Source organism: Francisella orientalis FNO12, from assembly GCF_001042525.2.
GTDB lineage: Bacteria > Pseudomonadota > Gammaproteobacteria > Francisellales > Francisellaceae > Francisella > Francisella orientalis.
Genome location: NZ_CP011921.2, coordinates 493,250 through 506,964 on the forward strand (window position 1 = coordinate 493,250; position 13,715 = coordinate 506,964).

A 13,715-nucleotide genomic window follows, 5' to 3' on the forward strand; every position below is an offset into this window, starting at 1 on the left:
AGGTAAGACATGAATTTTATTAGTACAAGAGATAAAAATATCAAAGTTTCATTGAGTGAGGCAATGCAATTTGGATTAGCTCTAGATGGAGGACTATTTGTGTCAGAGAGATTTCCAACAGTTGATTGGCAGAGTTTTGCCAAAGATATCAGCTATGCTGAATTTGCTGTAAATACTTTGAGAGAGTTCTTTAAAGGAGATCAGCTTGAAGCTTCTTTAGACAAGATTTGTAATAATGCTTTTACATTTGATGTGCCAGTTAAGCGCTTGGATAAAACTACATCTGTTTTAGAGCTTTTTCATGGACCAACTTTATCTTTTAAGGATTTTGGTGCGAGATTTTTAGCAAATTGTTTGAGTTCTATAGATAGTGAGAAGCCATTTACAATTTTAGTAGCAACTTCTGGCGATACAGGTTCTGCAGTAGCAGCAGCTTTTCATGGTAAGGTTAATATTCGTGTTATAGTGATGTTCCCTGAAGGTAAAATTTCTAAAAGACAAGAAAAGCAAATAACTTGTTGGGGCGATAATATCCAAGCTGTTGAAGTTGAAGGAGTTTTTGATGACTGTCAAAGTTTAGTTAAAGAAGCTTTTAAGACACCTTGGTGGACAGAAAGAACGAAACTAAATACATCTAATAGTATTAATATTGGTAGATTACTACCACAATCTACTTACTATGCTTATACATCATGGCAGCATTATTTACAGACTGGAGAGAAAGCAAACTACATAGTTCCATCTGGTAATATTGGTAATATCACAGCTGCTTTTTGGGCTAAACAAATGGGCTTCCCAATAGATGAGATATCTATGAGTCTAAATGCAAATGATATAGTTATAGATTACTTAAATACTGGAGAATTTAACCCAAGAGCAAGTGTTGAGACATTGGCAAATGCAATGGATGTTGGTAATCCGAGTAATTTTGAAAGACTTTTGTACTTATTGGGTGGTTATGAGAATTTCAAAGCTAATGTTAAAGCGGTATGCGTTTCTGATTTTGAAATCATAGAAGAAATTAAGCAGGTCTATCGTCAGTATAATGAAGTCGTTTGTCCACACACTGCAACAGGTTTTGTAGCAAAAAACCAGCTTGATGCTAATAAGGATTATATAATAGTAGCGACTGCACATCCTGCTAAATTTGAGAGCGTAATAGAGCCAATATTAGATATACAGGTTCCAGCTACGCCAGCGTTACAGAAGCTACTAGACAAAGAGCAACATAAGGTAGAGATAAATAAGTCTATGGATGAACTTTGTGAGGTTTATGCAAAAGCTTTTGAAGCTTAAGATAAAAAGTAAGTTCGCTAAATTCTTTAAGAATTCTTTGATTTAATCTGAGTAACTACAATAAATCCTATTATCAAAATAACTCCAGCTATCCAATATAAATATGGTGATAAATTACTATCTATAAGTAATCCACCACATATAAGAATAATTAGTTGAGGAAATGAGAAAAACATATTTAACCATCTCATATATTCACCAAGCCTATCTTTAGGAGCTAGTTTAGCTATCAATGTATAGCAAGATACTTGAGATAGAATAAATCCTGTAGCAACTGCGAATGTGATAATATACCAAAGATAGCTTTCTGTAGTTAAAAAAGATCCACATATTAATGCAATAGCAAATACTAATAGTCTGTTTTTGAATATATTTTCAACCCCTTATTAGATTAATAATAGTTGTTGCTAGTATTCCAACAATAACAGAGCCTGTCCCAAAAAACATTACTAATGCTGCTGAAAAGTCTTTACTAAAACCTAAGTAGTGGTTGATATATCCGCCCATTAGAGGCATAAAAGCACCAAATCCGGTTAGCATACAGAAAGTAGCCAAAAATAGCAGATTAATATTTCTATTGCTGAATATATCAAAGCTTAGTTTAAAAGCAGACGCCATCTGATTTTCAGGTCTTTCTTTAACTATAAAAGGTATTATAGCTATAGTAGGAACTATTAAGAGTAAGCATACAACAATACAGCTAAGAAAAGCACCACCCATGTTCCAGATCATTGCTCCAACGAGCCTAATAATTATTGTTCCTATTTGTGCTGTAGTCCTAGCTAGTAATGTAGCAAAAGGAATTTGATCACGATCAACAACTTCTACAACCATTGTGTAGTAAGGTCCTTGAAAGAAGTTTATACTTGCGTATGTACAGAATGCTATTACAAATAAACAAATATAATTAGGAGCAAAAGGCCATAACATTTGAAAGATACATGTGCTTATAAGTCCTATTAATAGCCAAGTTGTTCTTTTTCCAAGAAAGGTGCTTGGGGAAGTTTTGTCAGAAACAATACCTGATAGCGTCTGCATAAATAAACCAGTGAATACATCCATGGATAACAAAAATCCAGCTAGTAAAGATGAGTCTGTATGTTGGTATACTATCCATGATCCAATGGTTCCAGTTAATGACCAGTACATTCCAATTCCAATATCGGGTATTGAAATTAAAAAAGGATTCCAACGACGGATATTGTATTTCATGATAGATTCCTATTGGTAGTATTTAGAGTATAATTTATAAAACTCTGAGTATTTTAATATTTGAGTATCATATGCTTTAAGTTTAAGTCCTAAATATTCTCTTTCATTTCCATTGTGATTTAAGATAATAGCAATTTTATAATCCTTTTCACCTTTGATAACAACTTCAATATCACTCGGAGAACTATAGGTATCTAAATTATGTTTTTTAGCTAAATCTAAGACTAAATTATTCTAAAAATATTCATCATCAATACCAGTTCCTATATAATAAATTTCTCCTTTGCCCACTTTATTTTTTACAGCAGCACTATAATTTTTAAATTCATCAATATAGTTACATAATGATTCGCAAGACTCTTTAACGGTAAGCATATCACGCCATACAGTAGCAGTTAAATCTTTACCTTGATATTTGATTTTACAATCTAATACATCAACACTAATATTTGCATCAAAAAAAGGTTTGTATAACCTAGCGTGTTCATGTTGGATATTAAAAGAGGTAGATTGTTGCTGAATACGCCAGCTATAGATATTATCCATTGAATATATCAAAGCTACTTTTGATTGTGTTGGAGCTTGTATTGCTTTTTGATTTTGTTTTGCTAATTTAATAATATCTAACATCTCATTATAGCGATGATTATATTTGTTATCATGATCTAATACACCATAACAAAATAGTTCAGCACCTTTTGTAGCAGTGCGCCATCTGAAATATATTAGGTTTTCACAGCCTCTAGCCATAGCTTGGAAGGACCATAACTTAGCATGTCCAGGCCTAGGTACAAATCCCATTATATTATGAGCTTGAGCACCTATCAGTTGTTCTGTGATCCAGTAATTTTTTCTTTGAAAACCTCTAGTTTGATCTAACTTCATAGCTGTTTTATATGCATCTACCGGGATTTGTTGACCGCCCCATACTGGATAGTTGTTTAAAGCAACAATATCTATTTGTTCTGCTAGATCCGTATGATCTTGTGCTTTAGAAAAGTAGTCTCCTGTAAAATTATGTAAAGTTTGTTGGTTTGGTACTATATTTTTAATGACCCTAGCTTGTCTTGCTAAAAAGTTTGTTGTTGTTTGAGCTCTAAAGTGATTGAAGTATAACATCATATCAGGGTTTGGAGCGGGAATTGTTGGACGAGGAATATTTATCTCATCAAAATTGTTGTAAGTTTGAGACCAAAAAAACAGAACCTATAGCATTATTAAATGAATTGATATTATTATTAAACTCTTCTTTTAGATAGTTTCTAAATTCTAACTCACATTGATCACAATAACACATATCACTAGTTTCATGACCAAGTTCATTATCAATGTGCCAAAGCAGTAAAGCTGGGTGGTTATGATATGCTTCAACCATTTTTTGAGTAATGCGCTCAGCATACTTATTATAAGTTGACGAATTTAGGCAAGCTTGTCTTCTACCACCAAAATATCTTTGTAAACCATTTCCATCAATAGAGAAAATTTTAGGATCTTTTTTATATAGCCATGTAGGAACAGTTGCTGTAGGTGTGCCTAACATGATTTTTAATCCTAGTTTATGAGCTTTATTTAGTATCATTTCAAAAAAACTAAAATCAAACTCATTTTCTCTAGGCTCTATGAGATGCCAAGCAAATTCAGCAATTCTAATACAATTTAACTTAGAATTTGCTATACGATTTAAATCATTGTCAATAAGAGAGTAGTCCCATTGTTCTGGGTAATAGTCAACACCGAAGTACATAATTACATTATATTAAAAATAAAGATAAAATTATTATATGTTTAAGCGATATTTACTTTAATTAATTAGTTAGAAATTTTGCTTTAAAAAAGGATTATCTAAATTGAGGTGACCTGCATAATCTCACCATTTTTTGAGATTTTTATATGGTTACCATCTTTGAACCAGTCGCCAAGTACATATCTAGTATAGTTATCACCTATATGTATAGCCATTTTGTGCGTATGACCATGAATGACGATATCATAGTTGTTACGATATTTTTCGATACCTTTATTAGTTACATCAACATTAGGATTCTTACGATTTTTTACATAGCTTGCTTGGCGGACATTCTTTGCAGTATATTCTCTTATGAATAAAGGTAATCTTCTAAAAATAAATCTCAGAATAGGGTTATATGCAATCCATTTTCTATAAGTTTGGTAACTCTTATCATCTGTACAAAATAGATCTCCATGCGAGAGAAGTATTTTTTGATTAGATATATCTATATAATACGGATCTTTAATAAGAGTCACGCCACTTTGTTTAGCAAATTTTCTACCAATCAAAAAATCACGATTTCCATACATGAAAAATATTTCTAAACCTTGATCTGAAGCTTCTTTTAGCCAATTTGTGATTTTATGATAAAAGTCATCTCTATGGTTATCACCGATCCAATAATCAAAAAAGTCACCAAGAATAAAAAGCTGGTTTTGTGTAGATGTAATACTATCTAAAAACCTTTTAAAAAGATCGGCCATCTCAGCATGGTTAGCATTTAGATGAAGATCCGAAATTAGATAAATATCTTTGTTATGAACCATATTTTAGACGATACTGTTTAAATTTTTCGATTATTGTTTCATCAAGATGTTCTTTGACATACTCAAAAATACTCTCAAAGTTAGTTACTGCTAGAACATGAATATTGAAATCTTGAGATATTTTCTTAGTTGCTGAAATATCGCTATCTTTAGCTTTCTCTTGTCGATCTATCGATAGTACAACACCAACTATTTCAGCATTAATAGTTTTTAGTTTATTGTATGATTCATAAAATGCTGTACCTGCAGTCATTACATCATCTATGAGTAATACTTTTTTATTAGTCATATCAGCACCAACAAACACACCACCTTCGCCATGATTTTTTGCTTCTTTACGGTCAAAAGCGTAAGGCATATCTATATTGTACTTCAGCGCTAGTACAGTAGAAATAGCTGCAACTAGAGGGATTCCTTTATATGCAGGTCCAAAAAGGATATCGTACTTGACATTGCTTTTGGTAATCAGTTGAGCATAATAATCAGCAAGTGTTGCAAGTTGAGCACCTGTGTTAAATAACCCCGCATTAAAGAAATATGGACTGATGCGTCCTGATTTAAGAGTGAATTCACCAAATTTAAGTACCTGATTCTTAAGAGCAAACTCTATAAACATATATTATTCCTAATATATCCAAACTTGCTATAAATTATAGATAATAACTTTGGTAATACCAAGTAAATATAGTTTAAGATAGAAGATCTACTCTATATCTATAAATGATGATAAATTTGAAAAGGCTGACAAAAGCCTTATTTGTTTATTATTTATGAGACATAAAAAAGCATTGTAATCAACTAATAGGAAGTTTATCTAAAATATTTACTTGGGCAAGTCGAGAGTAGATTATTTATGTAATCTATTAATAGGTCTAATATCATCATAAACAGTTAACTTGTCAAGGATATCAGGATATTTAATAACAACAATATCTTCGAACTTCAGAAGATTACAAGGGTTTTTCAAAGATGAAGAGTTTGATTTTGATACTATAACAGAGTTATCTAAATAATATTCATCAATTTTTGACAAGGACTATTAATATCTAACAGATAAATCTTTTTAACTTGATATATAATAATTTCATAAAATTTATTTTATTAAATAAAGTCATTTTTTAATGAGGAATATCTATGAAAAAATTATTGTAAGCTCAATACTAGCATCAATAGCACTACCAATAGTATCAGTGGCTAATACAGCACTAAAAGAAGGACAAGTTGCATATCACAATACATTCCCTATCAGCAAATCAGCAACTTATGACTTATTCACTACTAATACTGAATATGCAAATAATGTAATTATGTCCAACACAATTGCTGGAGTTATGTATGGATATTTGATCAAGCAAAAATATCCTGATATGAAATTCAATAAGGATTATCTATATGGTTCATTAATTGGACAACTAATGCAAGAATCGGATATGACAACTCAAATCAACACTAACTTTGAACCAAATAATCCTAATCAATCAATTCAAAATAAAACTTATTCTGATATTCTTCTATCAGTAGGTCAAGGAGGTCCTTATCAAATCAATGATTATTCAAAAAGATTACCAGGAGTTGTCAAAAAGGTGCTCTTGGCTTAGTAAATTATGATTCAGTCGCTAAAGTTCTTGGTTATTCAATATTCAATCAAGACAATGAATTCATATACATTGATGGTAAAAGTTACCTAATCTAGAGTATCAAACAACACTGACCGGACCTGAAGCTTTAGTGAATATTTATGCAGGTCCAATGATTATTGCGTTCTATCATTTCAATGATATTAATAGAATGAATGTTAATTCATCAAATGACTGGTATGTATATCATGATTCATGGACAAAGTGCTTAGAAAACTCTCAGAAGAGTACTGCTAATGGGTTATCATTTCCGTTTGTAATGAATGTAGTTTACAATGCAGGTGACTATAGTCTAGTACTTAAAACATACTTAAACATTTGTGCTAATGAATCTGCTGATTCTAAAGAGTATAAAAATATGAATAATTGGTTGTTAGATACTATTGAATATCAAACAATTCTTGGTAATACAGTTCCCAGTGATGGTGATGCTACGTATTATCGTTACCCTAGACAAGTATCTTCCTATATTAACCAAATATTCAATAACAACAATACAAAACTTCAGAATACCGGCATAGAAGTGAACAATAGTGTAGTATTCAAAATCACAAGATTAAAAGAAGTTTTTGGTATGGAGATGCATAAATTAATCATATAGAGACTATAATGAAGAACTTCAGTATATAAGTGTTACAGATGCAAATACTGCTTTTGATCAAGCTATTAAGCAATTAAAAGTTACAGATACTGAACTAAGTTTCTCAAATGCGCCTAAAACAGCTAATCAGCAGATAATATTACTATATAGAATCATCGAAAAAGCTATAGCTAATTTAGCGAAGAATGATAGTATAGATTTTGCTGCAACTTATGATTCTTCAGAGCCAGAACCACAACCAGGTCCTACACCAGAGCCACAATATACTTATCCTAATGGAATTGGAGATTATGTTGCTGGCACAGTTGTAAGCGCGGGAGATAGTACATATAAGCGCATATATCCAAGCTGGTGTAACGCTACTGCATATTCTCCACTAGGCCCTAATTCAGATTCAGCGTGGCAGAGTTTGAACCCTCAACCAACACCTCCTATTCCAGAGGGTGACAGGGACCCTAGTAAGATATATGTTGAGAATGATGTAGTAAGAGTAGACAGCATAGATTATAAAGCTAAATACTGGAATAAAGATCAAGATCCACGTGAGAACAACTGTGATTACGGTTGTCCTTGGACTAAAATATGGTCTTAAAACTAATAAATCTGCTAATCTATTGAAGCAAAATTCTTTCTGATCAAAACATTATTACACTATTATAGTGACCATATCAACAGAAACAGATCTAATGACTCAGGAATTAAGTATCTGTAGGATCAATAAGTTTTTTCTTCCGAGCAAATGAACCCGATAGTATAAAGACAAGATTTATTTTATTTCAGATATCTTTTGTATTAGAGTGTTTATAAAAGTCTCTTATCCAATATCTTTGTGTGAATTAACCTTGTGAACTTTTACAGTAAGAATTATATTTAGGAGAGATATACTTGGCTCAATTCAAGATGCGAGACAGCTATGATTAGAAGCTTTAAATCTGATAACATTTCTTTATGATTTTGTAAATATACACGATGATGGAGGAACTTTAACCTCTTGTTGTGCGGAAGAAGATCTATTAATATATTTAAACTTAATAAGCTGATATAATTTAACTACTTTATTAATTAAGTTTCAAAAAATTTTTAATGTCAAAACATATTCATATTTTAGGTATCTGTGGTACTTTTATGGGCTCTTTAGCTGTGTTAGCTAAACAAAAGGGATATAAAGTAACAGGTTCGGATCTTAATGTCTATCCACCAATGAGTACTTATCTTGAGTCTCAAGGCATAGAGATATTACAAGGATTTGATTGTGATCAACTAAATACAAGTCCTGATGAAATTATTATCGGTAATATCATGAAAAGAGGTATGCCAATAATAGAAAAAATCCTCGCAGAAAAGCTAAATTATTTCTCAGGACCACAATGGCTATATCAGAATATTCTTAAGTATAAAAAAGTAATTGCAATAGCTGGTACACATGGTAAAACTACAACCACAACAATGACTATAAAGATACTTGAGCAGGCTGGTTTAAATCCTAGCTTTTTAGTTGGTGGTGTTAGTAGTGATTTTTGTGTTTCATCACGTTACACAGATTCAGAGTATTTTGTCATTGAAGCTGATGAATATGATACGGCTTTTTTTGATAAGCGTTCAAAATTGATCCATTATAATCCAAGTATTTTTGTGATTAATAATATTGAGTTTGATCATGCTGACATTTTCAAAGATATTGAAGCAATATTTTGGCAATTCCATCAACTACTTAGAAAAATGCCATCGACAGCGAAGATTATCTATAATGACAAAGATGAAAATGTTCAAAAGATAATATCAATGGGATGTTGGTCAGAACTAGTTAGAGTAAATTCTGATAATGGAACCAAAATAGCTAAACATACAGCAGATTATTCAAGGTTTGAACTATGTGATATTAGTGGGAATAATATTGAAATATCATGGGACTTAATAGGTGAGCATAATGCACTTAATGCGATGAGTGCCTATGCGGTAGCAAAACAACTAAATATATCTGATGAAGTAGTCAAAGATGCTTTGGAAAGTTTTAAAGGAGTTAAGAGGCGTTTAGAAGTATTATCTCATCAGGATAATGTTACTTTGTATGATGATTTTGCTCATCATCCAACTTCTATTAAGTTAACTTTAGAAGCTGTGCGTAATAAAGCTAAAGAGGCTTATGTAATAGCTCTTATAGATCCACGTTCAAATACAATGCGTCAAGGAGACAATAAAGATAATTTGCCGATGTCAATTATCGAAGCTGATAGAGTATTGTTGTATAATCATAGTTTACTAAAATGGAATGCTAAAGAAGTTCTCAAAAATAGTAATAATGTTGATTTTATAGTTAGTGTTGATAATTTTGTTGATTGTGTAGATGAGTTATTAACTAAGTACCAAGATAGAAATATCCAGCTTGTAATGATGAGTAATGGCTCATTTGATGGGTTAAGAGAAAAGCTAGTTAAGCTTTTGGAGACTAAATGAGTAGTTTAATTTATGGTATTCACACTGTTGATAGTTTGGTGGAAGCCAATCAAGCAAAAGAAATACTAGTACTTAAAAAGCAAAATGCTAATCATAAGATTGAAAGTATTATTGCTAAAGCTGAGTCAAAAGGATTAAAAGTTACTTTTATTGATAGTTTTAAGCAACTTCCATGGCGAATCAGAAAAGATGCAAATCATCAAAATATCTTTGCGATAGAGATAAATGATTTTAAAACATACTCCGAGAATGATATTGAAAATTTAATTCCTCAGGATAAAAATGCTTTTATTTTAATATTAGATAATGTCCAAGATCCTCATAATTTTGGTGGGTGTATACGTAGTGCACATTCGGCAGGTATTGATTTTATAATTATCCCTAAAGATAATAGCGCACCAGTCAATGCAACGGTCAAAAAAGTTGCTTGCGGTGCTGCAGAGCATACAAAGATTGTAATCGTTACTAACCTTGCTAGAGCAATCGAAAAACTAAAACAATTAGGAGTATGGATTATTGGTTTAGCAGGTGAGGCTAATGACAGCTTATATTCGATGAATTTAGCAGATTCTGTAGCAATAGTTGCTGGTGCAGAAGGTAGTGGTATGCGTCAGCGCACAAAAGCTAGTTGTGATTTTCTTGCTAAATTACCAATGTTAGGTGAAGTTTCTAGCTTAAATGTTTCTGTTGCTACAGGTATAGCATTGTATGAAACAGTAAGGCAAAGGGCAAATACTATTTAGTTGCTTGCTGATTAAAGCCTTATTTCTGAATATTTATTTTGTGGTTTGTTATATACAAATTAATTAAAACCGGTATTACATTAAAATTACAAAAAAATAAATCATAGAAGTTAAGCATGCCCCAACAATCAAGCCAATAATGAAACTTAAGATTGTAGTGCTTAATATTGTTATATCATGATATTTCTTCTCTGCAATCACATGCGAAAGATTTAAAAGATTCATAGTATAAGCAACCAAATTTATTTTTGTAGAATGGAATCTATAAAATATATTATTCATTATTACACTCATAATAGTAGCAATATTAGCAAGGATAAGAAAACCAAAACTATTATCATGTAAAGCATTTATATGTAATACAAAAGTACTACTAAAACAATATATAAGGACAAATAATAAAGATATAATAATACGAAACTTAATAGTCCTTTTTGCTATAAAGCCATGCACAATAACTCCAGAAATAACAAAGTTAGATAGAAGATTTATTCGCACAAAAATCAGAAAATTGTGAGTTTGTAATAATATCAGCAATACTATATATAATGTTACCCGTCATTAATACAACAAATACTTTGTATAATAAAATCACTGAAATTGCATCATTGACTCCATTAATAAAAGCTAGCTGATAGTAGTTTCTTAGTTCTTGTTTTGTCATTTTAAATCTTTTGCTTAAATTCTTTTATGGTTTATACTTAGTTTTTTCATAGAATTTGGTAGTATATAGAAGTACTATTGTAATTAAGATAATAGATTAATTGCTGTAAAGGTAAGTTTGATACAAGCATAGAGCCAACTGAAAAGCTCATTACAAAATTGGCAAAGCCAGCAAGTGAAAATTTGAAAAAGTTATTTACAGCTGTAGCTGCGCCAAAATGATTAGATATTAGCTGCAAAGACTGACTCAATAATGAAGTTGAGCTTAGACTTAAGCCATAACAAGTGACAAGCATTAACGACATAAAAATATAGCTATGCTTGAATTGTGTGTGACTCTGTATATAACCATAATAAAAACGCTGAAAAGGGATATGCCAAGACCAATACGTGTAAATATCTTAAGTTCAACTAATTCGCTAAACTGCTTCAATGTAAGGTTTGCTAAAATAACTCCAATAATCGTTAAAGCGAAGTATAACATATAAAGAGTGTAGCCAGTGTCATAAACATTTAGGTAGATTATAGAAGAAGCGCCAATATAACTAAAAAATGCAGCAAACAATAGACCCGAACAAATTGTATATATAGTAAAAGGTAAATTTTGTAAGTGGTAGAAGTAGGCTATAAATAATTTTTTGATAGATTTTTCTCTTTGCTCTTTTGCATGTGTTTCTGGAAGTTTGCTACAAAGAATTAAAAGTACTATACCGAACCCAAATAAAAAGTAAAAAAAGCTTTTCCAACTTTGTGTTGATACAATTAGTCCGGTCCCAATCTAGGAGAAATAATTGGTGAAATCAACATTATTATCGCTAGAGTAGAGATGATATTTGTTAGTTTTTTGCCACTATAGCAGTCTCTAGCAATTGCTAAAGCAATTACTGTTCCTGAGGAATCTGTTAAACCTTAGATTAGCCTAAAAATTGCAAGTTGTGAAAAATTTTGGCTATGAGCACATAGCAAAGTACTTGCAGCATATAAAAACATACCTAAAATTAGACTAAGCTTTCTGCCAAATTTGTCTGAAAAAGATCCCCCAAAAATCATACATATAGAGAAGCCAATAAAATAGGTTGTAAAGGTAAAATTACATCATTTGCATGAATTCCAAAATGCTCGGCAATATTTGGAATAGCTGAAGCATAAGTATTCACTGTAAATGGTGGCAGTATTGCCAAAAGCCCAAGAGTAAGAATAAAAAGCTTACTATCTTTTTTAATCATCATAAAATCCCTTAAAAGAGTTGATTTAATTTTAGTTAAGATTACTGTGTAACTTTTCACTACAAATATATTAAAAGGATAATACTTTTAAACATAAAATACTTATATCTATTATTTGGAAAAATGATATAAATACTTTATGAATTTAATTTGAATATTTGTTTAATAGTAAGCTATTAAAGCGTGCTTGCCATAAATTCATGTTAGAATATGATAGATTGAGATTAGTGTATTGGTAAAACTAAATGCAATTTGCTTTTTTTAAACAGTAATAAATATGCAGCAATAAATGCTCTTAAAGCTACGTTAGCTGTTGTGATAGCTTATACATTAGGTCTTCTGTTAGGTAGTTTTTTTGATATAGAACAAATGTATCTTTGGATGACAATTACAGTAGTTGTTGTAATGTCTACTCAGCCTAACTTAGGAGGAGCTCTAGATAAGGCACTAATGAGATTTTTGGGGACAATTGCTGGAGCCATGGTGGCTTTAGTTATTATAGCTGCAGTGCAGAATCATATTTTACAAGTAGTGTTAATTCTACCATTTATTTTTTTAGCTGTTTATTTCGCAGGAGCTTATAAATACAGTTATGCTGGTACTTTAGCAGGAATAACTATCATAATTATTATTCTAAATAAACAGCCGGGTGTGCAGGTTGCTATTTATAGAGCTATTGAAATATCTCTGGGTATAGTAATCTCATTATTTGTAAATAGATTTATATTTCCGATTAGAGCAGAAACACGCCTTAAAGAAAGTTATGTTAAAACAATTTTAGAGATTCATGATTTTTTTGATATTCTGTTTATTGAGCGTAATCATTCACATAAAAAACTTAGAACTAGTATATTTCATGAGTTTGCAAAACACCTTACTCTTATTAAAGAACTAAAATATGAAAAGTCTGCAAAAAAAGCGCAAGAGTTTGAAAAAATGAGCTTATATATTCGTAGACTATATAGATATATGATTGTAATGTATGAGTATATAGAATTTTCTTTTGGTCCTCAGACGATAGCAGATCTTGATAAGGAACCTGCTTTTATAGAGTTTAAGAAATATATCATGAAATCACTAACAGATGTATCAGAAGATATCAAAAAACGTAAACGTATAAGTTATAAAGAATTGTTACGTTTTGAAAGACACATTTTACCTTTATTAAAAGATGTTAGAGTTTTGAATGATAAAGATGAGAGTTTTATTTTTTATATAAAGATGTTTCTCAATGCACTAAAAAGACTTTCGTTAGAGCATAACTATATTTTGCAGATTTCCAAACATTGATAAATCAAGCCTGTTACGGTAGTATATACGCTTGTAT

At 31.0% G+C, this 13,715-nt stretch carries 14 protein-coding genes and 2 pseudogenes; 7 read left to right on the forward strand and 9 right to left on the reverse strand.

The genetic code is table 11. From position 1 onward, the window contains the following. Window positions 1-9: 9 nt before the first annotated feature. Window positions 10-1,296, forward strand: coding sequence for a threonine synthase (thrC, locus tag FNO12_RS02625; RefSeq protein WP_014715069.1), 1,287 nt, complete (start codon window positions 10-12; stop codon window positions 1,294-1,296). Between the two features lie 26 nt (window positions 1,297-1,322). Here thrC and FNO12_RS10200 read toward each other — a convergent pair whose 3' ends face one another. The 7 genes from FNO12_RS10200 to FNO12_RS02650 all read right to left on the reverse strand — a co-directional run bounded on the left by FNO12_RS10200 (window position 1,323) and on the right by FNO12_RS02650 (window position 6,097). After that, window positions 1,323-1,667, reverse strand: a complete 345-nt coding sequence (locus FNO12_RS10200) for an MFS transporter (protein ID WP_306668702.1) — start codon at window positions 1,665-1,667, stop codon at window positions 1,323-1,325. 4 nt (window positions 1,668-1,671) lie between these two features. Beyond that, window positions 1,672-2,508, reverse strand: a complete 837-nt coding sequence (locus tag FNO12_RS02630; RefSeq protein WP_231138809.1) for an MFS transporter — start codon at window positions 2,506-2,508, stop codon at window positions 1,672-1,674. A 234-nt stretch (window positions 2,509-2,742) separates the two neighbouring features. After that, window positions 2,743-3,630, reverse strand: a complete 888-nt coding sequence (locus tag FNO12_RS10205) for a beta-galactosidase (protein ID WP_367888646.1) — start codon at window positions 3,628-3,630, stop codon at window positions 2,743-2,745. A 46-nt stretch (window positions 3,631-3,676) separates the two neighbouring features. Next, a complete protein-coding gene (locus FNO12_RS10210) occupies window positions 3,677-4,252 on the reverse strand; it encodes a beta-galactosidase (protein WP_231138810.1) in 576 nt (191 codons plus the stop codon). Window positions 4,253-4,350: 98 nt separating this feature from the next. After that, a complete protein-coding gene (locus tag FNO12_RS02640) occupies window positions 4,351-5,064 on the reverse strand; it encodes a UDP-2,3-diacylglucosamine diphosphatase (protein ID WP_014715070.1) in 714 nt (237 codons plus the stop codon). Beyond that, window positions 5,054-5,680: an orotate phosphoribosyltransferase gene (gene pyrE / locus FNO12_RS02645; protein WP_014715071.1), complete on the reverse strand. Its 627-nt coding sequence runs from the start codon at window positions 5,678-5,680 to the stop codon at window positions 5,054-5,056. The genes FNO12_RS02640 and pyrE overlap by 11 nt, the downstream gene beginning before the upstream one ends. Window positions 5,681-5,911: 231 nt before the next feature. Continuing rightward, window positions 5,912-6,097 carry a hypothetical protein gene (locus FNO12_RS02650; protein WP_030003383.1) on the reverse strand — a complete coding sequence of 62 codons (186 nt, stop codon included), beginning with the start codon at window positions 6,095-6,097 and terminating at the stop codon, window positions 5,912-5,914. 88 nt (window positions 6,098-6,185) lie between these two features. Between FNO12_RS02650 and FNO12_RS09620 the strand changes: the two genes are divergently transcribed. From FNO12_RS09620 to rlmB, 5 genes are all read left to right on the forward strand, one after another. Further along, a complete protein-coding gene (locus FNO12_RS09620; RefSeq protein WP_014715073.1) occupies window positions 6,186-6,662 on the forward strand; it encodes a hypothetical protein in 477 nt (158 codons plus the stop codon). 130 nt (window positions 6,663-6,792) lie between these two features. Continuing rightward, window positions 6,793-7,302, forward strand: coding sequence for a hypothetical protein (locus FNO12_RS10215; RefSeq protein WP_014715074.1), 510 nt, complete (start codon window positions 6,793-6,795; stop codon window positions 7,300-7,302). 409 nt (window positions 7,303-7,711) lie between these two features. Continuing rightward, window positions 7,712-7,894, forward strand: a complete 183-nt coding sequence (locus FNO12_RS10220) for a chitin-binding protein (RefSeq protein WP_014715075.1) — start codon at window positions 7,712-7,714, stop codon at window positions 7,892-7,894. A gap of 491 nt (window positions 7,895-8,385) precedes the next feature. After that, complete coding sequence (gene mpl / locus FNO12_RS02670) at window positions 8,386-9,756, forward strand: UDP-N-acetylmuramate:L-alanyl-gamma-D-glutamyl-meso-diaminopimelate ligase (RefSeq protein ID WP_014715076.1); 1,371 nt, start codon at window positions 8,386-8,388, stop codon at window positions 9,754-9,756. Beyond that, window positions 9,753-10,499, forward strand: a complete 747-nt coding sequence (gene rlmB / locus FNO12_RS02675; protein WP_014715077.1) for a 23S rRNA (guanosine(2251)-2'-O)-methyltransferase RlmB — start codon at window positions 9,753-9,755, stop codon at window positions 10,497-10,499. Before mpl ends, rlmB begins: the two co-directional genes overlap by 4 nt. Before the next feature lie 19 nt (window positions 10,500-10,518). On the opposite strand, the pseudogene FNO12_RS02680 reads toward rlmB, so the two are convergent. Together FNO12_RS02680 and FNO12_RS02685 are read right to left on the reverse strand one after the other, a co-directional pair. Beyond that, window positions 10,519-11,163 (reverse strand): annotated as a pseudogene (locus FNO12_RS02680) (DUF1275 family protein). A 24-nt stretch (window positions 11,164-11,187) separates the two neighbouring features. Further along, window positions 11,188-12,388, reverse strand: a pseudogene (locus FNO12_RS02685) (multidrug effflux MFS transporter). Between the two features lie 252 nt (window positions 12,389-12,640). Here FNO12_RS02685 and FNO12_RS02690 point away from each other — a divergent pair. Further along, window positions 12,641-13,678, forward strand: a complete 1,038-nt coding sequence (locus FNO12_RS02690; protein WP_030003384.1) for an FUSC family protein — start codon at window positions 12,641-12,643, stop codon at window positions 13,676-13,678. Window positions 13,679-13,715 lie beyond the last annotated feature (37 nt).